This window comes from Marinobacter sp. F4206 (assembly GCF_019392195.1).
Taxonomy (GTDB): domain Bacteria; phylum Pseudomonadota; class Gammaproteobacteria; order Pseudomonadales; family Oleiphilaceae; genus Marinobacter.
Genome location: NZ_JAHXKI010000001.1, coordinates 132959 through 154212, shown reverse-complemented (window position 1 = coordinate 154212; position 21254 = coordinate 132959). Strand labels below are relative to the sequence as shown.

At 54.3% G+C, this 21254-nt stretch carries 21 protein-coding genes; 10 read left to right on the top strand and 11 right to left on the bottom strand.

All coding sequences use genetic code 11. The annotated features are described in order from the left end of the window. Nucleotides 1–270: 270 nt before the first annotated feature. Both KZO34_RS00760 and KZO34_RS00755 read left to right on the top strand, forming a co-directional pair. The gene (locus KZO34_RS00760) at nucleotides 271–423 is read left to right on the top strand and encodes a hypothetical protein (protein WP_219472360.1); all 153 of its coding nucleotides are present in this window, start codon (nucleotides 271–273) and stop codon (nucleotides 421–423) included. Further along, nucleotides 420–830 carry a GFA family protein gene (locus KZO34_RS00755; protein ID WP_219472355.1) on the top strand — a complete coding sequence of 137 codons (411 nt, stop codon included), beginning with the start codon at nucleotides 420–422 and terminating at the stop codon, nucleotides 828–830. The genes KZO34_RS00760 and KZO34_RS00755 overlap by 4 nt, the downstream gene beginning before the upstream one ends. 76 nt (nucleotides 831–906) lie before the next feature. On the opposite strand, the gene KZO34_RS00750 is transcribed toward KZO34_RS00755, so the two are convergent. After that, nucleotides 907–1545: a prolyl hydroxylase family protein gene (locus KZO34_RS00750; protein WP_219472352.1), complete on the bottom strand. Its 639-nt coding sequence runs from the start codon at nucleotides 1543–1545 to the stop codon at nucleotides 907–909. Between the two features lie 288 nt (nucleotides 1546–1833). On the opposite strand from KZO34_RS00750, the gene KZO34_RS00745 reads away from it, so the two are divergent. The 3 genes from KZO34_RS00745 to KZO34_RS00735 all read left to right on the top strand — a co-directional run bounded on the left by KZO34_RS00745 (nucleotide 1834) and on the right by KZO34_RS00735 (nucleotide 4793). Beyond that, entirely contained in the window at nucleotides 1834–2841 is a 1008-nt protein-coding gene (locus KZO34_RS00745; protein WP_219472349.1) for an Acg family FMN-binding oxidoreductase, read from the top strand. A gap of 166 nt (nucleotides 2842–3007) precedes the next feature. Then, nucleotides 3008–3835: a CPBP family intramembrane glutamic endopeptidase gene (locus KZO34_RS00740; protein ID WP_219472347.1), complete on the top strand. Its 828-nt coding sequence runs from the start codon at nucleotides 3008–3010 to the stop codon at nucleotides 3833–3835. 1 nt (nucleotide 3836) lies between these two features. Then, nucleotides 3837–4793, top strand: coding sequence for a M23 family metallopeptidase (locus tag KZO34_RS00735; RefSeq protein ID WP_219472345.1), 957 nt, complete (start codon nucleotides 3837–3839; stop codon nucleotides 4791–4793). Nucleotides 4794–4954: 161 nt separating this feature from the next. On the opposite strand, the gene KZO34_RS00730 is transcribed toward KZO34_RS00735, so the two are convergent. Next, nucleotides 4955–5872 carry a LysR family transcriptional regulator gene (locus KZO34_RS00730; RefSeq protein ID WP_219472344.1) on the bottom strand — a complete coding sequence of 306 codons (918 nt, stop codon included), beginning with the start codon at nucleotides 5870–5872 and terminating at the stop codon, nucleotides 4955–4957. A gap of 12 nt (nucleotides 5873–5884) precedes the next feature. Next, nucleotides 5885–6532: an FMN-dependent NADH-azoreductase gene (locus tag KZO34_RS00725; RefSeq protein ID WP_219472342.1), complete on the bottom strand. Its 648-nt coding sequence runs from the start codon at nucleotides 6530–6532 to the stop codon at nucleotides 5885–5887. A gap of 850 nt (nucleotides 6533–7382) precedes the next feature. Here KZO34_RS00725 and KZO34_RS00720 point away from each other — a divergent pair. Both KZO34_RS00720 and KZO34_RS00715 read left to right on the top strand, forming a co-directional pair. After that, nucleotides 7383–7727 (top strand): fatty acid desaturase family protein, encoded by a 345-nt coding sequence (locus tag KZO34_RS00720; RefSeq protein ID WP_219472340.1) that lies wholly within the window; start codon nucleotides 7383–7385, stop codon nucleotides 7725–7727. Continuing rightward, a complete protein-coding gene (locus KZO34_RS00715) occupies nucleotides 7672–8166 on the top strand; it encodes a fatty acid desaturase (RefSeq protein ID WP_219472337.1) in 495 nt (164 codons plus the stop codon). Before KZO34_RS00720 ends, KZO34_RS00715 begins: the two co-directional genes overlap by 56 nt. A gap of 54 nt (nucleotides 8167–8220) precedes the next feature. On the opposite strand, the gene KZO34_RS00710 is transcribed toward KZO34_RS00715, so the two are convergent. The 6 genes from KZO34_RS00710 to KZO34_RS00685 all read right to left on the bottom strand — a co-directional run bounded on the left by KZO34_RS00710 (nucleotide 8221) and on the right by KZO34_RS00685 (nucleotide 16225). Then, nucleotides 8221–9936, bottom strand: coding sequence for a protein adenylyltransferase SelO (locus tag KZO34_RS00710; protein WP_219472334.1), 1716 nt, complete (start codon nucleotides 9934–9936; stop codon nucleotides 8221–8223). 737 nt (nucleotides 9937–10673) lie between these two features. Continuing rightward, nucleotides 10674–13007, bottom strand: coding sequence for a xanthine dehydrogenase family protein molybdopterin-binding subunit (locus tag KZO34_RS00705; RefSeq protein ID WP_219472331.1), 2334 nt, complete (start codon nucleotides 13005–13007; stop codon nucleotides 10674–10676). Next, nucleotides 13004–13465, bottom strand: coding sequence for a (2Fe-2S)-binding protein (locus KZO34_RS00700; RefSeq protein WP_219472328.1), 462 nt, complete (start codon nucleotides 13463–13465; stop codon nucleotides 13004–13006). Before KZO34_RS00700 ends, KZO34_RS00705 begins: the two co-directional genes overlap by 4 nt. A gap of 209 nt (nucleotides 13466–13674) precedes the next feature. After that, nucleotides 13675–14613, bottom strand: a complete 939-nt coding sequence (locus KZO34_RS00695; protein WP_219472325.1) for a LysR family transcriptional regulator — start codon at nucleotides 14611–14613, stop codon at nucleotides 13675–13677. A gap of 141 nt (nucleotides 14614–14754) precedes the next feature. Next, on the bottom strand, nucleotides 14755–15078 hold the full coding sequence (gene trxA / locus KZO34_RS00690) for a thioredoxin (RefSeq protein WP_219472322.1): 324 nt from the start codon (nucleotides 15076–15078) through the stop codon (nucleotides 14755–14757). Nucleotides 15079–15199: 121 nt separating this feature from the next. Beyond that, on the bottom strand, nucleotides 15200–16225 hold the full coding sequence (locus KZO34_RS00685; RefSeq protein WP_219472320.1) for a lipid A deacylase LpxR family protein: 1026 nt from the start codon (nucleotides 16223–16225) through the stop codon (nucleotides 15200–15202). A gap of 328 nt (nucleotides 16226–16553) precedes the next feature. Here KZO34_RS00685 and KZO34_RS00680 point away from each other — a divergent pair, with 328 nt between their 5' ends. Then, nucleotides 16554–16805 carry a hypothetical protein gene (locus KZO34_RS00680; protein WP_219472318.1) on the top strand — a complete coding sequence of 84 codons (252 nt, stop codon included), beginning with the start codon at nucleotides 16554–16556 and terminating at the stop codon, nucleotides 16803–16805. A 237-nt stretch (nucleotides 16806–17042) separates the two neighbouring features. Continuing rightward, on the top strand, nucleotides 17043–18302 hold the full coding sequence (locus tag KZO34_RS00675; RefSeq protein WP_219472316.1) for a mechanosensitive ion channel family protein: 1260 nt from the start codon (nucleotides 17043–17045) through the stop codon (nucleotides 18300–18302). A gap of 27 nt (nucleotides 18303–18329) precedes the next feature. Here the strand turns inward: KZO34_RS00675 and KZO34_RS00670 are convergent, their stop codons facing one another. Together KZO34_RS00670 and KZO34_RS00665 are read right to left on the bottom strand one after the other, a co-directional pair. Beyond that, nucleotides 18330–18539, bottom strand: coding sequence for a LysR substrate-binding domain-containing protein (locus KZO34_RS00670; RefSeq protein ID WP_308318754.1), 210 nt, complete (start codon nucleotides 18537–18539; stop codon nucleotides 18330–18332). A 242-nt stretch (nucleotides 18540–18781) separates the two neighbouring features. Next, complete coding sequence (locus KZO34_RS00665; protein WP_219472314.1) at nucleotides 18782–20380, bottom strand: arylsulfatase; 1599 nt, start codon at nucleotides 20378–20380, stop codon at nucleotides 18782–18784. A gap of 476 nt (nucleotides 20381–20856) precedes the next feature. Between KZO34_RS00665 and KZO34_RS18570 the strand changes: the two genes are divergently transcribed. Beyond that, complete coding sequence (locus KZO34_RS18570) at nucleotides 20857–20988, top strand: hypothetical protein (protein WP_257900124.1); 132 nt, start codon at nucleotides 20857–20859, stop codon at nucleotides 20986–20988. Nucleotides 20989–21254 lie beyond the last annotated feature (266 nt).

The window sequence follows — 21254 nt, the reverse complement described above, 5'->3', positions numbered from 1 at the left end:
CCCCCATCGTCGCGATTCATGGATCAGCCAGTAGTGGCGACCTGTGGAGAAAACTGAGGGACAAATACGCAGCAGATCGACTTGTGTTAACCCCTGAGCTCAGCGGCTATGGCAAACATGATTCTCGACTCCAAAATCTGAATTCCACATTGGAGCTGCGCGCCAAGCCCCTTATCGAATCCATCAGGGAATTGGATACCCAGGTCGACTTAGCACATGCAACGACCCCTCCTTTGCATGCAATTAAAACAATGAACACCGGAGATCATTATGAAACTCATCAAACTCAACTACAGCGTCTTCGCTTACCTAGTTTTTCTCGCTGTTTTTAACTACCTCGTGCTGTTCCTGGGGGCGGGTTTTCTTAAAGATTGGATGCCGTTGCTATCAGGACTATCTACATTCGAGAGGATTCAGAAATGAAACGCACAGCAAAATGCCTCTGTGGGCAGCTTCAAATCACAGTACAAGACGATCCAGCCATTTCTATGGCCTGTAACTGCACCAATTGCCAACGCAGAACCGGGTCAGCGTTTGGTGCGCTTACCTACTTCAGAAACAACCAGGTTGTGGAGATTTCCGGTGAGGCACAGGGTTTCAGTTTTGAAGTCGATAGTGGAAACACCAACACCACGTGCTTCTGCCCGCACTGTGGGTCCACCGTATTCTTCAAGGCAGACCTGTTCCCCGGCATGACCGGCGTTGCGGCAGGCTGCTTTAACGATCCCAATCTGCCGGAGCCAACATTTAACGTGTGGACGCAATCAAAATATAAGTGGATGAATCTGCCTGAACACTGGCATGCCATGGAGAGACAAATGCCGTCTTAGGTGACGACCACGCAAAGTGCTTAAAAACTCAACACAAAGTACTAAACTTCCCGCGCATGCCTGCTGCCATACACTCCTAGATAACACGCTTGAATTTCGGAGTTGGTGGGGATTTACGCGACGTAGTCGGTGCTGTTTGATAGGGCTGCTCACGAAACCAGAAATTACAGGCCCATTTTTCCCCATTCAATACCGGCATGCCGCCATGCAGAGTGTCGGGATGGCGGACATTGCTGCCCCGCTGACAATTGTGAAACAGCAGCATACGGCCTTTTCGGGCCCTGATTTCCATGTCCAGATTGGGAAAGGAAGTACTACCGCCCTGCTGCGGGTCATTGAGGTACATCAGGCAGGTAATCAGGCGTTGCCCACCCCGGGCCATGCAACGCTGGCCGCGTTCCGTGCCTGCATCCCAGGCATCATAATGGGGCGCGTACTGCTGATCCTCACCATAATGAACGACTTGCAGGGATTCAGCATGCTGAAGCGGCAAACCAACGACATCGGCAACACGCTGGGCCAGTTCTTCGACAATTACGTTGTAGCCATGGGGTATCCAGCAATTACTGCCGGTCCGGCCAGGGCTTTCGACTCCGGATTTTGCAGCACTGACCAGGGCCTGCTTCATTTTGGATTGTGCGGCGCTGACCAGCTGTTCGACTTCCCCGGGCTCGAGAAAGTCCTCGAAGACCACAATCGTGGGGTCTTCGTTCACCTGGTTTCCAGTTTCGTAGAAATCTCGAAGGCGTATATCCATATTAGAAACGAGTCTAGCGTATTCAGACCCTTTTAGAAATTCTTCAGGGTTGCTGACCCTCCCTCGCATTAGTTGCAGCCAGATTTGGGAAAATCCGGCTCCTGAGTTGGACGCCGAATTTAGCACTTTGTGTTGAAACCTGAATGAGCGTCGTATTCTGGAAGTTCAGAGTCCTTGAACTGTGCGCACAAGCTGATGGCATGACTGTATACTCTATAGTCCACAGATTAGAAGCTGGAGGCTGCCTTGAACTATTCCGACGCGGTTAGTGAAACTTGGTGCCACAGCGCCCCTGATGTCTCACCATGCGACTATAAAAAGCTGGTGCGGTACGCCACTCTCGCCGCTTCCAGTCATAATACGCAGCCATGGATATTCAAACTTGAATACAATCGGATACGTGTTCTTCCTGATCTGTCCAGGCGTTGCCCAGCCGTCGATCCGGATGATCACCACCTTTACGCCAGCCTGGGCTGCGCCACCGAGAATTTACTGATTGCAGCGCAAGCAGCTGGGCTAAAGGGCCACTGTCGATTCGATGCCTCGACAACTGGGGTCCAGGTTGACTTTGAAGAGGCTGCGGCCGTGAAGTCTGCTCTTTTCGACGCGATTCCTGTTCGCCAATGCAGCCGTTCAGAGTATGACGGCGCGCCGCTCACGGCCAAGGAATTGGAACCGCTTCAAGACGCCGGCCATGGTGACGGCGTGTCGGTGCTTTTGATGACCAGCACCGAGCAAAAAGACCTGGTTACAGACTACGTCTCTAGAGGCAACGAAGCCCAGTTTGCAGATCCTGCGTGGGCTCATGAAATTCAGTCCTGGATTCGGTTTAGTCGCAAGGAGGCGTTGCGCTCAGGCGATGGACTTTACGGGCCCGCCATGGGCAACCCTGCCGTGCCCCGTTGGCTCGGGTCGCTAGCGATGAAGTGCACGTTTTCTGCAAAAAACCAGAACAAAAAAGATAAGCAACATATCCAAAGCTCTTCTGCCATTGCCGTATTCTACTCGGAGGCCAATAACATACCGCACTGGATCGAAGCAGGCCGATGTTACCAGCGCCTCGCTCTTCGGGCGACCGCTCTGGGTCTGCGGACGGCATTTATTAACCAGCCCGTGGAAGTAGCGACACTTCGCCCTGAATTTGCTTACGCAATCGGGATTGGAGATCGTCGCCCGGACCTTGTCGTGCGCATTGGGCACGGTCCGGAAATGCCGCGGTCTCTCAGGCGGCCAGTTGAGAACGTTATCGGGTGATTGCGCTGGCCTGGGCTTTTAACGGCAACTCAGGTTCTGACCCTGCCTACCGGGATGGTTTAGAAAATGCGTTCGCCTGCCTACTCATGTGGAGACTGGAAATCATTTTCCACGGATCACTATTTACCCTTTTTCGTGGCCAATCTGACTGCTGTCGAGTTTCCCCATGAATGATTCTTGTCATCGTTGTATCGGCTTGCGGCACTGGGTTCTCTCTCACCCGCTAATGGCTTTTCCGTTGTTTTACCTTGGATGGGCCTACCTCTTCTGGTTACCGGTATTATTGTCAAATGAGTCGGTGTGGGCTTTTCCGAATCTGTTGTGGTTCTTAATCGGAGGCGCCAGCCCGTTGTTTGCGGGGTTAGGGCTGGCGGCACTTACAGGCGGTAAGGCTAAGGTTCTTGACTTGATTCGCCGGTTGGTTGACTGGCGTCGCATTTCGGGTCGGTGGTGGCTGGTAATCCTGCTGTTCTGGCTGTGCCTTGATCTGGCCATGGCTGGCGCGGCATTTTGGCTGGGCATCGCTGATTCACCACTCGATCTGAACACGTCCCTGTTTTTCAATCCGGGCACGCTGCTGTTTCTCGTTCTGCTGTCATTCGTGTTTCCGGCTATCGAGGAAATAGGCTTGCGGGGATACTATCTGGATACCCTGCAACACCACTTTGGCCCCACAACTTCGGGTCTGGTAAATGGCACAGCGTGGGCTGTCTGGCACGCACCGTTTGTATGGTTCCCCAGCTATTACGCCAATACGACTTTCAACCCCGAGTTATACTGGTGGCTGCCTATGATCGTCTGCCAGACCCTATTGATGGTTCAGGTCTATAACCGGACAAGTCGAAGCATTCTCGCGGTGTTGATTTTCCACGGCATGATGAACTTTACCGGCGAGTGGCTTCGAATCTCGCCAGACATGTATCCCTTTATGTTGACAGGGAACCTCCTGGCTGCCGCTCTGTTGGTTCTCTGGTGGCATAGAAAGAAGGTCTGAAATGTCCTTGATGGTAATAGTCACACAGGTTCTTTTGCCGTTGGCGCTCCTGGCATGGATCACGTTTTACCCGGCGGCGGGATGGCTTGCGTGGGGGCTTCAGCTGATCTCGGTAGCGACGGTTCTGCTGGGCATTGGTCTTGCGTCTCTGTGGGCTATGCCGCCGTTTTGGGTACCTTACGCATACGGCTTTCTACTGCTCCTTATTGTCGCGACCCACCTGCTCCGAAAAGGTATACCGGGCACCGGGTTTTGGCGAGCGTCGGCGGCGAATTCGGTTGTGATCCTGATGGTGGCGATGCTGGGCATGCTTGGCGGATACCTGGCATGGCACGCAGCGAAGGGACGGATGCTGCCCGAGGAAGCGGTAGTGAACATAGCTGCTCCCTTTCCCCCAGGGCACTATCTTATTGCCCACGGAGGGAGCACACCGATGATCAACGTGCACCTCAAAACACTGGACCCGACAGTCGAGCGATTCCGTCCGTGGCGAGGCCAGAGCAAGGCCCTGGATATCTTCCGGATCACCCCTATGGGGCTTCACAAGGAGGGCTGGCAGCCGACGGATCCGGCCAGATACACAACCTTTGGCGTGCCGGTTCTCTCGCCATGCAGCGGCGAAGTGGCCCTGTTGGTTTATGGGATAGAAGATATGTCGGTTCCGGAAATGGACCACGACCACATGGCTGGCAACTATGTCGCTATCAATTGCGGGGGCTTTTTCGTGATCCTTGCGCATTTACGCCAGGGAAGTATCGCAGTCGCGGCCGGCGACAAAGTTAAAGCCGGTGACATCCTGGGACAGATGGGCAACTCGGGAAACAGCTCGGAACCGCACCTGCATGTACATGCTCAAAGAGGACTGCCAGAGTATGCTCCTCTGGCTGGTGAGCCGCTCTGGCTCACCATCGACAATCGATTTATGGTGCGCAATGACACGATTTACATTGTTCCTTAAAACGGGAGTGCGTATTGCCATGTGCCATAACACCGTCAGTTATGTTGCAATTCCATGACTTTAAGAGCCGTCGTCTGACGCCCCAGTTGACGCCTTTGCCCTACCTTTGGCTGACCTTTTTACAGGGTTCTCTAAACCACTGGGGCTTGTCCTGTCCCCCTCTACCATTCCCCAAACGAATCTCTTGCCTGACATACCAGCCAGTCGCTAAAAGACTTCAATGCAGTCTTTTCCGAATTGCTTTCTAAGAACTCGACATAATATGTTTTATTCTTTAACTGATACGGAAATGGTTGTATGAGTCGGCCTTCGGATAGGTATATTGAAGCGGCGACACGGCCTACCAACGCTATACTCCGCCCAGATAGTGCATGCTGAATTGCCATATGTTCTTCATTAAATATTTCGAGGCGAGGCGGAGATACGGGCGTTAAACCGGCGACCTTTAACCATTTAGCCCAGGAGGGGTCGCTTTCCGAGTATTGATTCCAGCGATACTCGATGCATGTGTGTTCGAGAATATCTTCTGGCCTTTTAAGGCTTTCCGCCATTTGAGGCGTGCAAACAGCTATCGACCAATCATCTACAACCTTTTGGCGAATGAAATTGTCATCAGATTCAGGTGAATAATTGCCGTACCTTACTGCAATATCCGGGTTACCCGAGAGCAAGTCCCTTCTCAGGTCGGTGGCCTCCAGGTGAATATCGATATAGGAAGCCTTCTCTTTAAACTCTCCCAGCCTCGGTAACAGCCAGTTTGAGGCAAACGACATGGTTGTAGATATATTGACGTGGCTTCGCGCCCTCTTTTGATCCAAATCTTTCTGGGCAGCATCAATCAATTCGAAAGCTTGACGAATTTTAGGAAGATAAATTTCACCCTCTCTCGTCAAGACGATCGAATTTGATTTTCTTTCAAACAGCTTCACCTCCAGCCAGCTTTCCAGGTTTCTTACCCGGTGACTGACTGCTGTGGTCGTTAAGGACAATTCCTCCGCCGCGCGAGTAAAGCTCAAATGTCGGGCAACAGCATCAAAAGCTCTTAATCCTTTTAGAGGTGGCACGCGGCGGAGGCTCATCTTAAAACTCCCTTACAGTCCCGAGGACAGCTTTCTGGCAAGGCCGGCGGCTTCTTCGAACGCCGCTGTTTTCGATGCTTCGTGCCTGCTGTCTTTGAACTCTTGATACTCGCTATGCACGAAATAGCGATTGGCGACACCTAAATAATGTGACACCGCACCAACGTGACCATCGAGAAAGTTCATGTGCTCCCGGATATTACCCGGCGAAAAACCGAACTCTCCTTTTGACGTGAAGACAACTAATGTCTTTCCTGAGAAGATCGGCTCCAGCGGCCAATCGCCACGATCCAGGTCAAAAGAAAATGTCTTATTGATCCTTACCACCTGGTCAACCCAGGCTTTCAAGGCGGCTGGCATTCCATAGTTGTACATCGGGGTGCCAATCACCACTAAATCAGCCGCCTCTAGTTCGGAGATTAACGTGTCCGACATCTCAAGAATGGCATGCTGGTCTTGCGAACGTTCCTCCGGTTGAGTGAAGCAGGCTGCAATCCATTCCTCGGAAATAATCGGAGGCGGATTTAGGCCGACATCCCGATCCACCACGTTGTCTTCGGGTCTTGAAGACAACCAGGTTTCTCTAAATGTGTGAGTTAGCTCACGTGAAATCGAGCCCCCGGAACGCGCACTTGCGTTAATTACAAGAACGTTTGCCATCCTGTATCTCCCATGTTGTTGGAAGTTTCAGAGTGCAAAATCCGATTGATTCGGGCAATTTCTATATTCTCAGCTGCGTCGTGAATTTTTTTCACATGCTCTTATGAACGTAAACTCACCCAAGGCTCCAACTCTTTTGGCGATTCGTGGCTCTCTGCAGATACAGCCGGACGAAGGGCTAGCCAGGCCCATTCACTAACACCGAAATGCGGATCATCAGCCAGGTCAGCCGGATGGCTTGGGATGCCATGTTTGTTGAAATAGTCTGGAGAAATACCCACCGGATAAAAACTCAGGCAGTGTGAGAAGCTGCAGAATCTGAGGCCTTGACCACAATCTTCCGCAAACAGGCATATTGAGCTTCCCTGCCCCCTCATACTCCTTCTTTGAATGGTTTGAAATTTAGCAACGGAAGTTTAGTGCTTTGTGTGGCCGTCCAATAAGGGTATTTGCATACGAGTAATAATGGTTTCTGCCTACGCTTCAGGGCGCTTCGTCGTCGTATACTAATAGTGAGCTTACACACCATCTGTCGCCTACAGTTTTCTTGTTACTTGCCCTTCAGGGCGCAACGTTCTCACGAACGAAAGCTGGAGCGACAATTGACCGACTGGAGGTTGTACCCCATGAATATTGTTCCCGTAATCACTCTCTTCGGCGGCCTGGCAGCATTTTTCACCTTGGCCGTTGCCCTGCGATTCATCGTTGGCAAATCACAGGCTTCCGAAAAACAGACGGACAAACCACTCGTCGGCTGATATCTCTTTGGCATATCTAGTACTTTTGAAGTCGCCGAGTTTTCTTGGCGGCCCCTTTTGCAGGGCTGAATTGGGACGTGCTACGTTGAGGCATGACACAAGGCATTGTCACTCCCCTGACTCAGGCGTTCGCTGAGGGCAAGCTTACCCGGGAAGAAATGAAGCCCCTGATGCAACGCTTCGACGGCCCCGCCCTGCGCAGATTGGGGCTGTGGGTGTTGTTATTGGCTGGAACCACGACGCTGATCACGCTCGCCTGGAACAGTTGGCTGATCTGGCCTGCCATGTTGCTTCAGGGAATTGTGCTGGTGCATCATTTCTCGCTACAACATGAATGTGTGCATTACACCGTGTTCCGCACCCGCAAACTGAACGATATCGTTGGGGCAGATATGCGGACTGATTATCCTGCTGCCGCACCGCTTCTTTCGGTATGAGCATTGCGACCACCACACCTATACCCAGCTACCCGGGCAAGACCCGGAGCATATCCCGACGCCGAAAACTTATCGTGAATACCTGCTCTACCTGTCCGCGATCCCGTACTGGAAGGCCAAGTTCACGGAGGTTTCGCGCCATGCCATGGGGCGGCTTTCGGACGTCGAAAAGCGTTTCATCCGGATGACCGAACATGTGGGTCGCCCAAACGTGGCGCAGATAAGTGACAACACTCGCACTAACCTCGTTTCGGTCTCATGGAGGTTCCTGTGCTGGAACATGAACTACCATGCGGAACATCACTATGTGCCCCTGGTTCCCTACCACGCCCTACCACGCCTGCACCAAAAGCTTCGTGATCATATTTATGTCGAGCCGCGCGGCTATCTCGGCGCTCATATCGACATCCTTCGGCAGATCCACGAGGCACGAGCATGAACGGCAAGCCCTGGCGCGACGTGATCGCGGTTGACCAGCTGGAAAAGGACTGGGTCACGACGAGCAGCTATAGTGTGACGATCCACCAACCTGAAACAGCTCCGGCGGCTTCAGCCGGTAATATTGTTTCTCCGTGGTCTTCGATTGCTCGGCGTATGGCTGCGTCATGACGTCCTGCAGTTCTCGCAGTAAAGCATAGTTCCCTGCTGCCGCTTGCTGATAGGCAGGCACGACAAACCACTCCCTCAAACTGTACTTCGGGTTGACGAGTTTCATCTGACTGGAAAGCGCCTTACGAGAGAAAGATTGGGTGCGCGATTTCCATTTTGCGAGCCAGGCCGACCAGCGGCTGTCTATCCCTTCGGGATCTGCAGCGTACGTCGGGCCGGTATAGAAGCTTTTCTTGAGTGATTCAATATCATCCGGCACCGACGAGAGTTCCCGGAAAAACAGCGTGTAATCAACCGGCGTTTGCATCATCAACGTTGCGAGCTCGTTGAACAGGTCCGCGTCAAAAGCGTCCAGTCCCAGTTTGGCCGCCCACATACTCTCCATCTGAACTCGCATCACTTTCGGGAAATCACTTTCAATCTCGTCGAGCTGACGCTGGCAGTCCGGATGTGCCGTCAACAATGGTTTCAACGCCGAACAAAACGAGTGGAAATTGCGTTCTGCCGCCGCTGGTTGGTTAAGGAAAGAGAAGTGTTGCCCGCCACCCGTCCATGGTTGAAATTGCGGATCGAACACGTCGCAGAATCCAAAGGGGCCATAATCAAGCGTGTAACCGCCGGCCGCACAGTTGTCGCTGTTAAAATTGCCCTGGCAGTAGCCAACACGGATCCAATTCGCCACAAGCGACGTCAGCCGGTTGCGGAATTCACGTGCGAGCAACACCACTTTTTCGGCGGTGGTCAGTGTCTGGTCGATAACGCCATCGTATTCGCGAGCGATCAGGTGCAAAACTATCTTCTCGAGTTCCGCCACCGCCTGCGGATGCTCCTGCTTGCGGGCACGACGACTGAACAGCTCGATCTGCCCTACCCGGATGAACGACGGTGCAACGCGCGTAGAGATGGCAACCGGCTCGGATATGAGCACATCCGGATCAATTGAGCGTGAGCCCTCCGAATACCAGGGACGCCTGACCTTCTCAGTTTTCGACACGTACAGACTGAGGGACCGCGACGTGGGCACACCGAGCGCGTGCATGTGCTCCTGTGCCAGGAACTCCCGGACACTGGACCGCAGAACTGCCCGGCCGTCCGCGCCGCGGCAGTAAGGCGTGCGCCCCGCACCTTTCAGTTGCATTTCCCAGCGCTGACCATTGATGACGGCTTCAAGCACCGAAATAGCGCGACCGTCGCCGTATCCGTTTCCGGTCTGGAACGGGCATTGCCGGATGAACTCGTTGCCATAGATAGAAAGTGCGTAGCCACACGCCCACCCGACCTTGCGCATCGGCGCCGCAACATGCGACAAGTCGCCGGAAAACATGCGGATGAAGTCGCCCGACTGCGCCATGCTGTCGGCGAAGCCCAATTCGCGAAAGAGGTCTTTGCCGTGCGCGACGTATTCGGGGTTCTCGATGGGCGTGGGATTGACCGGAACATAGTGGCCCGAGAAGACCTGTCGCGACGAATGGTCGGCTCCGTCTGCCTTCCCCTCAGGGTCACAGTCGAGGGTGTCGATGAACGAATAGTCAGCCAACGTTGCGAGATCGTCGAGATTAGCGACAACAGTGGGTGTTTCCCGGGGCAGTCGCTTGAGCATAGGGACTCCTCATGGATGGGTTTGATCTAAGTCTTCGACCTTTTCATCTGTCCGCCAAAGTAATTTTTTGGAAGTAACTCTGAACGGCTGGTAAAACAATTATTCCCACCCGCGAATACCGCGAGTGGGAATGACCTGACCCAACCTACCAGCTGCCCACCTGGTGGCACCACCGGTTGTGTGCCTACAGATACTTCAAATCACACATGCTCGTACATTCGTTGAACTGTAGATTGCAGGCCGAATTCGATTTCTCACAGGCCATCAATTGGTCGTTACAAGCGGAATAACATGCATCATGTTGGGAGCCAGAGGCCAACAAAAACGCGGGGCGGCGGGTCTTATCCAGTCCAAGCAGGCTGCGCCATTCTTGGTCATCGGAGACGCGTTGGCCGTTCTCACTGATTTGGCCAGGGGCGCACTTGGTATCGGTACCGCATGCAAGCACACTGAATGCTGATAGAGATAAAGCAAAAAACATCAGGATTATTTTAATCATGATATTTTCCCTCATCGTTTAGCCCTGATTACAACTGCCATGAGTTGGGCACGCTTCTTGGCAACTGCGGCACTACACAGAATAGTCGAACAGGGACGAAAAGACCGCCCACAACTTGAGGTCGTCAACGATCTGCCATTCGAAATCAAACGATCCATCGACACAGCACCGGCCCCACTGATCGCCAAAGCCACAGACGCAGCTTTAGTGACAACTTGAGAATCCGGGGATTGCATGATCAACCACTCAGTTGGTCAGCAACCGGAAGGCGCCGGATTCGTTTGCCCGTCGCCGCATAGATTGCATTGCAAAGGGCCGGAGCCACAGGAGGCAAACCGGGTTCGCCAACGCCACCCATGGCGTCGTCAGGATTGTCGATCAGGTGAACCTTCACCACTTTAGGGGCGTCCGGCATTCTCGGGAGCAGGTATCGGTCAAAGTTGCTTTGCTGGGCTACGCCGTCCTCGAACGTCACCTCGCTCTTCAGCGCAATACCGATACCCATCACACAGGCCCCCTCCATCTGCGCACGGATGCGCTCCGGGTTGGCCTGAGGTCCGCAGTCGAAGGCAATATCCGCCCTATGGATAGTGAGTTCGCCGCCGTCGCTCACCTCCACGTCAAAAACAATGGCGGTGTAAGAGACAAAGCTGTGGTGGAAGGCCAGACCGAGGCCCCGCCCCTTTGGAGTATCCTTGCCCCAGCCGGCTTCCTCGGTAGCTCGTTCAATGACGCGCCGCATGCGAGCTACGTCGATGGGGTACGTGTCCGGGTCTTCACCGTAATTCCAGCCATCCCCAACGGTCAGATTGTGGACTTCCCGGCCCGGGCCAAGCAGATCCAGCACATAATCCCTGTGATCCTTTCCGGCTGCTTCTGCCATTTCATGGGCAAAGCTCTGAATGGCCCAGGCGTGAGGCAGGTTGTAGACGGAACGGAACCAGCCAATCCGGACATGAGCCGGTGCCGGCGGGTTTTCCAGACGAATTGACGGAATGCTGAACGGCATGGTGTTGAAGCCCATGCCCAACTCGAAAGCGCCCTTATGCTTTGGATCCGGGGCAAACAGCGAGGCGATGCTCGGCGAAAGCGTTCTGTGCAGCCAACCGGTCGCCTTGCCCTCACTATCAAGACCTGCCTCCAGGTAATCGACCGACACAGCGTGGTAGTACGCGTGCTGGACATCATCCTCCCGGGACCATTGCAGCTTGATGGGCACGCCCTCAAACTCCTTCGCAATCCGGGCTGCTTCGCTGACGAAGTCGGGTTTTGATTTGCGGCCAAAACCACCCCCAAGCAACGTCTGGTTCACAGTGACGTTTTCTGCGTCCATCCCGAGTATGGCGGCCACCCCATCACGAGTCGCCTTGGGATTCTGGACCGGTGCCCAGGCCTCGGCCTTGCCATCCTTCACCCGAACGACCGCCACCGGCGGCTCCATTGGCGCCTGGGCCATATGAGGCATGTAGTAGGTTGCCGAAACACGGTTGGCCGCGTCGTTCAGGGCAGCATCCACGTTGCCGGATTGCCGGATGACCTTGCCAGGGGATTGCGCGGCTTTTTCCAGCGATTCCCGATAATCCTTGGAAGTGTAATCAGCATTGTCTCCTGCCACCGCCAGGTCCCACTCGACCTTGAGCGCCCTGCGGCCTTCCATCGCAGCCCAGGTGTCGGAGGCCACCACCGCAACGCCACCGAGGGGATTGAAAGCAGCAGGCTGGTTCGCTGTCTCAATGCGGATCACCTTTTGAACACCAGGAACTTTCAGTGCTTCACTGTCTTCAACGCTGGTTATCCCGGCGCCGTAGACCGGCGGACGCGCAATCACCGCATAGAGCGTTCCCTCCAGGTCCACATCGGCGCCAAACACCGCCTCGCCGGAAACAATGTCCTCACCGTCAACGGCCTTGGGGTAAGCGGATTTCAGTTCGCCATTGACCAGGCCGGATTCCTTGCCAATGAATCGCAGTTCACTGTCCGATTTCAGGACCAGGGCATTCCTCCCCGGCACATCCAGCTCTCGTGCTGCCTCGGCGAGTTCACCGAAACCAAGCTCACGTCCGGTGGCCGGATGAACCACCTTGTGCACATCGGACCGTACCTCCGAGGCCGAAACACCCCACTGATTGGCTGCCGCCTGCTCCAGCATCAACCTGGCAGCAGCCCCGGCACGGCGAATCGGTTGATACCAATGGCGCATGCTGCGGGACCCATCGGTGTTCTGATTGCCGTACTTTTCCTGGTTCGCTGGCGCTTGCTCAACCCGAACGTGGTCCCAGTCCGCCCCCAGTTCGTCGGCGGCTACCATGGCAAGACTGGTGCGAATGCCCTGCCCCATTTCGGCCCGGTTGTTAATGAAGGTGACCACACCGTCGGCGTCAATATGAATAAACACATTGGGATTGTCGATCCAGCCGCCGGGCATGGCGCCTGCTCCAAACTGCGCCTGTTCGTTGGCAAGGCCCGTATCCCATCGGGCTGCGAGCAGAAGCGCGGAGGCGCCGGCCATCCCTTTCAAAAGTCCGCGGCGGCTGACGTTGGCTAGCATCAGTGTGTCGTCTGAACGGCTCATGAGTTCACCTCCGTTCCAGCAGCGCGCTCGATGGCGGCCAAGATGCGGTTGTAAGTTCCACAGCGACAGAGGTTTCCGGCCATGGCGTCGATAATCTCCTGTGAACTCGGCTCGGGATTGCTTTTGAGCAACCCGGTCGCGTTCATGATCTGGCCACCCTGACAGTAGCCACACTGGGCAACGCCGAGGTCGAGCCACGCTTTTTGCACTTTTTTGCCAACCGGATCTTCGGCCATGGCTTCAATGGTTTTGACTTCTCCCATTACGGCAGACACCGGGGTCACGCAGGAGCGTGTTGCTACGCCATCGATATGCACGGTGCAAGCGCCGCACTGCGCCATACCGCACCCGAATTTGGTGCCCTTCATTCCAACAACATCGCGTATGACCCACAGCAAGGGCATGTTGTCGGGTACCTCCAGATCGTACTGGCGTCCATTAATCGTCAGACTGGCCATTTCTCTCCCTCATGAACTTTTCGGTGTTTCCCGCTTTAATCACGCGGGTTGCCAAACGTATTTACGTGTGTCTTGAATTGGTGGAGCACCAAACTTTCGCCCGTATTCACGGCTGAACTGCAATGGACTCTCTTGTCCAATGTGGACTGGCGTTCGCCAATTAGACCATGGCAGTACAAGGAACCTCCTGCAAGTCACGGTTTAGCGGCCTACAGCCGGCGGCCACACGGCGAATTCATCATGATGTCGTGCCAACGCTCCTGAAGAAGCCTTTCCACATGATTTCGAAGCCAAACCACACCCGGGTCACGGTCATGACGAGCATGCCAGATGAGGTACAGGCTGGTTGGGTCGACTTCGAACGGAAGCTCTCCCATCCAGAGGCCGTTCACAAATCCACAATCCTGGCTAATCAGCTCGGGAACCGCAGCGATCAGATTCGACTCTCGCAACACTTGAGGGACAATCGAGAAATGGTTGACGGTCGCCGCGATCCGCCTGCTCTGTCCTTTCTGGTCAAGGTAGCGGTCGACAAATCCGTGAGCATCGCCTGACATGGTCACCAAAAGGTGCCGGGCCCCGAGAAACTCTTCCATGGTTATCGGCCGACCCGCGAGCGGATGGTCGGCGCGCATTGCCAGGACATACCCACCCTCAAAAAGCCAGGTACTGCGCAAACTGTGGTCGTGCTGATTCAGCATGCCGACAGCCAGGTCCACGTGAGCTTCTCTCAAATCGTCGTGGGTTCCTTCGGGCGTATAGGGTACGGCGTGTATATCCACCCCCGGCGCCTCGTGTTCGAGCAGCTCGATGAGCTGACGCCAGATCATCTCGACGATTACATCGGTAACCGCAATGCGAAATTTTCTCCTGGAGGAAGCAGGATCAAACTGCGTGGCGCTCACCGCATTCGTGAGGGCGAACATGGGATCGCCCACCTGATCCCAAAGACTCAGTGCGTAAGACGTTGGTTCGATGTTCCGACCTTTGCGGACGAAGAGTGGATCGTTCCAGATCTGCCGCATTCTGGAAATGGCGTTGGATACCGCGGGCTGGGTCATCGCGAGACGGTCCGCTGCCCGGGTCACCGAACGCTCTGTCATGATGGCATCGAAGATATAGAGCAACTGCAGTTCTTGCGTTTTCATCCAAAATTTCCCGACCGGTAGAACATCGGCTAGCTTGAAGGGGAAATGGTCTGGCCGCAATTACGGCAATCCGCCAGAGTGGCCCGGCAAGCAAAAAGCAACGAAAAAAGCCCCCAGAACTGGGGGCTGAAGGTGAGACTGTTACAGGTGCCCTTTGACGAACGTTCGCAGTTGGCCAAGGCTCCCAGCACCGGTTTGCTGTGCGACAACCCCGCCATCCCTGAAAAGCGCGAGTGTCGGAATACCGCGAATTCCCAGCTTCGCCGTCACTTCCGGGCTGTCGTCGACGTTTACCTTGGCGATAATGATCTCGTCACTGAATTCATCCGCGATTTCTTCCAACAGCGGAGCGACGGTCTTGCACGGCCCACACCAGGGCGCCCAAAAATCGACCAGAACAGTGCGATCGCTCTGAACAACAGTTTCTTCAAAGTTGGTATCGGTAACGTTAATAATATTGCTCATTAGACCTTCTCCTGAAGCGAATGCTTGGGCCTACAACCATGCGACTTCGAGGCCGTAAAAACCAATTGCCGCCTGATATAAGACATATTTTCCACAGTGATGTGTGCGCTGTTCCCAAACTTCAGAGGCGTTTGCTGAATACCAGTCCGCCCCAGGCCAACGTCCGGTTTCCGGTTCCGTCTTTGATTTCGGAGCTCTGGACCCGAAGCACATAGCTCAGCTCGGTGCTCGCGACAAAGCTATGGGTATAGCCAGCCCATACCTCAGCCAGAAGAATGTTTAGATCGTCGGCATCAAGTTCGTGGTCGGAATCGCGGAACTGACCCTGCAAAAAGGCATTGTACGCTCGTGCCTTGAGCGCCATTCCGCCCCAAAAGTAATTCTCCCGGCCGCCTGAAGCGGCCACGCCAGGCGCGCGCTCGCCGTAGGCCATTAATTCAGGGTTAAAACGATTGTCCGGCGATGAAATCAATCCATCGCGGAACACGAGTGCAGCACCGAATTCGGTCAGGTAGCCCACCGATCCAAAGTAAGTCACTTTGAACTGCTGATCGGGTGCGCTGTTGTCCAGGTACTGATGGTAGGCGGCGGAGTATCGGAAAGTAGGCTCACCACCGTTCGAGATCTGGTGGCCCCAGCCACGAGCGCGCTCGCTGCCTATCACCTTGTGCACTGAGTTCTGTCCCGCCTTGAAGACATCCAATCCCAACACCCCGAGCGTCATGGACGTTGTCCAGCCCGAATCATTGCCTAAGCTCTGATAACTCTGGCTTGAGGAGAAATAGACAAGGCTGCTGTACGGGCGATCATCCAGATTAATCTCCGTTGCTTTGATTTCCTCCGGAGTGAATCCATAAACGCCGAATTCCAGAGCTGCGCCTTTTGCCTTCTCAGTATCCGTGCCAATACCTGGCAACAGAAAACCGTCGAGGCGCCGGCTGATTCGCGAGACGGGATTGCCAATGAACTCTTCTGAATTCGAGGAATAGGTTATAGCCATACCTGCCGTGTAATCCCGGTCGGTCTGAGTCGGCGCGAAAAGATCGTTATCTGTAGAAATGGCCAGAACTGAATCAGAGGACCCAGCATGAACCACTGGCGATGAGACAACAGCCGCGAGAAAAACTGCCAATAGACGATACTGCATAGCCAACTCCGGAATACGATGTGTCGGAAACAAGTTGGCTGCTATTTTTCAAATCAACGCCGCTCGGGACTAATCAATGCTGCGTATTCAAAACATCACCGTGACTTATAAGTAAGTACTTTTACGACGATAATTTCCTCCGCAGCTGAACCAGAGGTGCGGAAAACAAACACCTTGGCATGAAATTCATCACTCTATCTGATGTATCCCATACGGCTTCCAAATTATTCACCACCGTTCTCCGGCCCCATACTTCGCTCCATCTGATGTCGAGTCGATCAACGGCCTCGGTATGAGTTCAAACCCATCGAATACTGGAGAATACGTTATGCGTAAAGTTGCCCTGTTCACTCTCGCTTCATTGTTTGCCGTGGTTGCCCTGCCCGCTCAAGCCACCCTGGCAGATCGCAAATCCGACGAGAACAACTTTGAAAATGCTCAACCGGCGCCTTACAACGGCCGGACCGTCATTCGTGGTGAGATTCAGAATCGCGATGCGGAGAGCGTGGCAGCTGAGCCTTCCCCTTACAGCGGACAAATCGTTATCCGCGGTGAAGTGAAGTCTGAAAGCCATGGCTGAGTTGTAGGAAACAGATTTGCGTCTTGGCACCAGGGACGGTGCGTTTTTGACTGGTTTAACGCCTCTACCGCGGCGCACCTTTCGGTAATGAGAGTTCCCTCAAACCCATAAATATTCTTTATTCCGCATCTCGACAGTCAGCATGCGCACCTTGGACTAGACTTTGTAGGCATCGAATCAGGAAAAAAGCGATCCCCGGTCGTTTCAATGAGCACGGCATACATAAAGAGCAAACCGATGCGTGTAATCAACCCCTTCCTCCTTTTATTCGTATGCATTCTTGTATTCCTCAACGCGGGCATGCCACAGGCTCAGCCGGTAAATGACCAGGCCCTCACAAATCCACAGATTGCAGTCGAGGAACTGTCCCATCGCATCGTTCCTATGACCAAAGAGGAGCTCAAGCCGCTGGCGCTTGCCTGGCAGGAGGTGGTCAAGGCTGAAACAGAGAAGATTTCTGACGAGAAAATCCGCCTGAATAATGATCCTGAGACTGCGACCAAGAAAGCCTACCAGGAGGTCGCAGGCATGGTGGAAGCACGCATGGAAGTGTTTGAGCGCTACACCCTGGTGGTGGACGCGCTCGAAAGCAAAGGTGGAAACCCTGACCTGGTAAAGGATTTGCGCACCTATCGCGACTCCATTCTTTTCAATGAAACCGCCCTTGCAAGCCCCAAAGCCATCATCCTGGCCATTTTGAGCTGGGCAACTCGTCGAGATGGTGGCATAGCCATTCTCAAGGACCTGGGGATTCTTCTTCTCGCTGTCCTGGCGCTGCTCGCAGTTGCCCGAACCGCCGGAAGTGCCGCCCGCAAGTGGATTGGGCGGGTTCCAACCATTTCCAAGCTTTTGGAGACGTTCCTTGTCGGTGTGGTTTTTTGGCTGGTACTCACCATAGGTCTCTTGCTTGTACTGGCTGGCCTTGGGGTCAATATCGCGCCGATCTTCGCCATGATCGGTGGGGCTTCGTTTATTCTGGCTTTCGCGCTTCAGGAAACGCTGGGCAATTTCGCCAGCGGTCTGATGATCATGGTCTACCAACCATTTGATGAGGGCGACTACGTCCAGATCGGGGGTGTTGGCGGTACCGTCAAATCTGTGAGTATTGTTGCGACGACGGTTACGACGCCAGACAACCAGATTATTGTAATTCCGAATAAAAACGTCTGGGGAAATGTGATCACTAATGTGACGGCAAGCAAAGTACGGCGGGTTGATCTGGTGTTTGGCATCTCCTATGAAGACTCCATTTCGGAGGCCCTGGCGGTGATGGAACGAGTGGTGACCAACCACCCGGCCATATTGAAAACGCCTGCGCCAGTCATGCGTGTGCACCAGCTCGCTGACAGCTCAGTAAACTTTATCTGTCGCCCCTGGGCAAAAACAGCAGACTATTGGGATGTTTACTGGGATCTGACGCATCAGATGAAGGAGGCTTTCGATGAAGCCGGTATTTCCATGCCCTACCCCCAGCGCGACATTCACATGAAAACCTGAGCGGTTTGCCGGGTGAATCCATGGAGGCTACCCCGCCGGTACTTGTCCGGTAATCCACGAAACAAATGCACGGACCTTGTCAGTACGAAATTTGGCCTCGGGTGCAACGAGGTAATACTGGTATTCCGCTGGCACCGAAATATCCATTGGGCACTGAAGCAAGTCGGCGTTGAGGAGATCGGCGACCAGGCTGTATCTCACCAGGGCAATCCCTCTGCCAGCAAGTACCGCCTCGATGTCAGCGCCAGCGACAGATAATGAACGAATCGAGCGGCCAGTTCGAATTAACAGACTTTATCTCAACTTAACTGTTCTGCTGGAAAAATGGTGAAGGTGTGCCTGAAATCAGCCTTCATATCGACAACAACCCACTGCCGCTCTGGCGCTTTGCTGAGCGCCTGGTCCGTTTTGCCGACGTGGCTGTAAGCCGCGCCCGACGAACAATCCTGCCGGGCACGGCTCAGGGTCGGGCCTACAGATTAACGCGCTCCGCTCGTCTCCTTCAGTTTCTCGACAATCCCCTCAAGGTTAAACGAACCCGGCTTTTGACTCGGCGGGTAGTCGATGAAGGTTTGTGAGAACCGGGCCGCCGCTGCCTGCATCGGAACCAGCACAAATGAGTGATCCAGGAACCAGTCGTTGTAGGTGTTTGAGTTATGCTGCGCCTTTTCGAACGGGTCTCGGCGCAGGTTGAAAAGCAGCGGAACCCTGAGCTCTGTAAACGGCTCCCGCCAGACCTCAAACGCCTCGCCGCGATTTTCATAAAATACGCCTTTCCAGTCACCCAGACGGATCGCGACCACCTGGCCGTCATCGTTGAAGTACCAGAACTCCTTGCGCGGCGAAGCCGCTATATCGTCGTTAATGGTTTCGAAGCTGCCGGCTTTTGACAGATATTCACTCAGGTCGTAGCCGTCGAGGTGGTTCTTGTACTCACGGCCAATAGCGTCGTAGCCGTCGAGCAGCTCTTCCTTGAGGTTGTCCTTTCCGCCGATTGAGGCGAACGTGGGCATCCAGTCTTCATGTGCGACCAGGCCGTTAATGGTTGTGCCCGCGGGGAATTTTTCAGGCCAGCGCACGAAGGCCGGAACCCGGTATGCGCCCTCCCAGTTCGAGTTTTTCTCACTACGGAAGGGCGTGGTGCCCGCGTCCGGCCAGGTGTTGTAATGCGGGCCGTTATCGGTGGAATAAAACACGATGGTGTTGTCGGCGATGCCAAGCTCGTCAAGCTGATCGAGAAGTTCACCGACATGCCGGTCGTGTTCGACCATGCCGTCATGATACTCGTTGCCGCTTGCCCCGCTGATGCCCATATGCTCTTCCTTGACGTGCGTGCGGAAGTGCATCCGGGTAGCGTTCCACCAGGTGAAAAAGGGCTTGCCGGCTTCGTGCTGCCGTTTGATGAAGTCTTTGGCAGCCTCAAGCGTCTCCTCGTCAACGGTCTCCATGCGTTTTTTGGTCAGCGGACCGGTATTTTCGATGGTTTGCGTGCCGTCATCGTTAGCGGACGCTTTGATGACGCCCCGTGGCCCCCACTTCTCCCTGAACGTCTCACCGCTGGGCAGCACGTAATCGCCCGGGTAGTCTCGATGTTCCGGCTCTTCCTCTGCGTTGAGGTGGTAGAGGTTGCCGAAAAACTCGTCGAAACCGTGGTTAGTGGGCAGGTGTTCGTCCCGATCCCCGAAGTGGTTCTTGCCGAACTGGCCAGTCGCATAGCCAAGGGACTTCATAACCGCCGCGATGGTGATGTCGGACTCCTGCCAGCCCTCCTGTGCACCCGGCAGGCCGACCTTGGTCATACCCGTGCGAACCGGGACTGTGCCACCGACGAAGGCGGCCCGCCCGGCTGTGCAGGACTGCTGCCCGTAATAGTCGGTAAAGGCCACGCCCTCATCGGCAATGCGATCGATGTTAGGCGTCTGATAGGCCATCATGCCGCGGTTATTATGGCTGATGTTCCAGAAGCCAATGTCATCGCCCCAGATCACCAGGATGTTGGGCTTTTCGGCGTCCTGGGCAACTACCGAGGCGGGGACCACAAGCCATCCCGTCAGGACCAATAAGCGTAACGCTTTCATAATTTCACTCTCCTTGTTGATTACGAGCCATAAACAGACGTTTACGCGAGAACTGGACCGCTCGGGGAACGGGGATACAGGATCGAGGGGCGCAACTCCACTCTGCACGCCGCGTTTGGCTGCATAAAAGTGGAACCGCAATTGGGTTAGCTTGGGGAAAGCGGCCAACGGTCATGCGAGAGTGCTCCCTGCTCTTAAACGTCAGAAACGATTAAGCTCTGCAATTTCCGTTACTACTGGGTCTTCAAAGGCGGAAAACAGCTGCAAACAGATTTAAAGCGCTGATACCCCAACAACTATAGGACAGTTTTCTCACCGGTGCGGCAAATTTCAGTTTTCCTTCACATCACCAAAACTGATGTTTGGCATACGGTACCGAAATTTTTTTAGCACCGTGTAAACAGCGAAACTTGGTCTCAAGCCAATAAGGTGACATTCGTTCTTAACTTAACTGTTTACACAGGTGGAATCATCACATGAAAGCTCTCAACAAATTTCTCATCGCATTTTCAGTTTTCGCGTTCTCTGCCCTCGCGCAGGCCGAAGGCGTCAGCCAGGAAGATATCGAGGCTGGTAACAACACTGCGTTTGAAACCCTTGACCTGTAATTCCGCAACCGGGCAACTGCAAAAGACAATGGGCGGTCATTTGACCGCCCATTTACCGTTGGAACCCTGTACCTGAAATTGGATATCCACACCCGCACCGCACTTGACTGCATCAGTCCTGAGCTTCGGGACCGGGCTCGAACGGTGAAACCGAGGCTGTGTCGACTGTGAACAGATGGCCAATTTTCCCGGCCAACCGTCCACTTTTCCCGGATCCGCCCAGCGGAGAATGGCCCTATCAAGGCGGCGGAAAAGTTCAGGTGCCG

Excerpts from the sequence above, each read along its gene's own strand:
- KZO34_RS00665 (WP_219472314.1), bottom strand. The coding sequence starts at position 20,380 with ATGAAAGCGTTACGCTTATTGGTCCTGACGGGATGGCTTGTGGTCCCC.
- KZO34_RS00760 (WP_219472360.1), top strand. The coding sequence starts at position 271 with ATGAAACTCATCAAACTCAACTACAGCGTCTTCGCTTACCTAGTTTTT.
- KZO34_RS00735 (WP_219472345.1), top strand. The coding sequence starts at position 3,837 with ATGTCCTTGATGGTAATAGTCACACAGGTTCTTTTGCCGTTGGCGCTC.
- KZO34_RS00705 (WP_219472331.1), bottom strand. The coding sequence starts at position 13,007 with ATGAGCCGTTCAGACGACACACTGATGCTAGCCAACGTCAGCCGCCGC.
- KZO34_RS00675 (WP_219472316.1), top strand. The coding sequence starts at position 17,043 with ATGCGTGTAATCAACCCCTTCCTCCTTTTATTCGTATGCATTCTTGTA.
- KZO34_RS18570 (WP_257900124.1), top strand. The coding sequence starts at position 20,857 with ATGAAAGCTCTCAACAAATTTCTCATCGCATTTTCAGTTTTCGCGTTC.
- KZO34_RS00725 (WP_219472342.1), bottom strand. The coding sequence starts at position 6,532 with ATGGCAAACGTTCTTGTAATTAACGCAAGTGCGCGTTCCGGGGGCTCG.
- KZO34_RS00700 (WP_219472328.1), bottom strand. The coding sequence starts at position 13,465 with ATGGCCAGTCTGACGATTAATGGACGCCAGTACGATCTGGAGGTACCC.
- KZO34_RS00710 (WP_219472334.1), bottom strand. The coding sequence starts at position 9,936 with ATGCTCAAGCGACTGCCCCGGGAAACACCCACTGTTGTCGCTAATCTC.
- KZO34_RS00680 (WP_219472318.1), top strand. The coding sequence starts at position 16,554 with ATGCGTAAAGTTGCCCTGTTCACTCTCGCTTCATTGTTTGCCGTGGTT.
- KZO34_RS00695 (WP_219472325.1), bottom strand. The coding sequence starts at position 14,613 with ATGAAAACGCAAGAACTGCAGTTGCTCTATATCTTCGATGCCATCATG.
- KZO34_RS00685 (WP_219472320.1), bottom strand. The coding sequence starts at position 16,225 with ATGCAGTATCGTCTATTGGCAGTTTTTCTCGCGGCTGTTGTCTCATCG.
- KZO34_RS00730 (WP_219472344.1), bottom strand. The coding sequence starts at position 5,872 with ATGAGCCTCCGCCGCGTGCCACCTCTAAAAGGATTAAGAGCTTTTGAT.
- KZO34_RS00740 (WP_219472347.1), top strand. The coding sequence starts at position 3,008 with ATGAATGATTCTTGTCATCGTTGTATCGGCTTGCGGCACTGGGTTCTC.
- KZO34_RS00755 (WP_219472355.1), top strand. The coding sequence starts at position 420 with ATGAAACGCACAGCAAAATGCCTCTGTGGGCAGCTTCAAATCACAGTA.
- trxA (WP_219472322.1), bottom strand. The coding sequence starts at position 15,078 with ATGAGCAATATTATTAACGTTACCGATACCAACTTTGAAGAAACTGTT.
- KZO34_RS00720 (WP_219472340.1), top strand. The coding sequence starts at position 7,383 with ATGACACAAGGCATTGTCACTCCCCTGACTCAGGCGTTCGCTGAGGGC.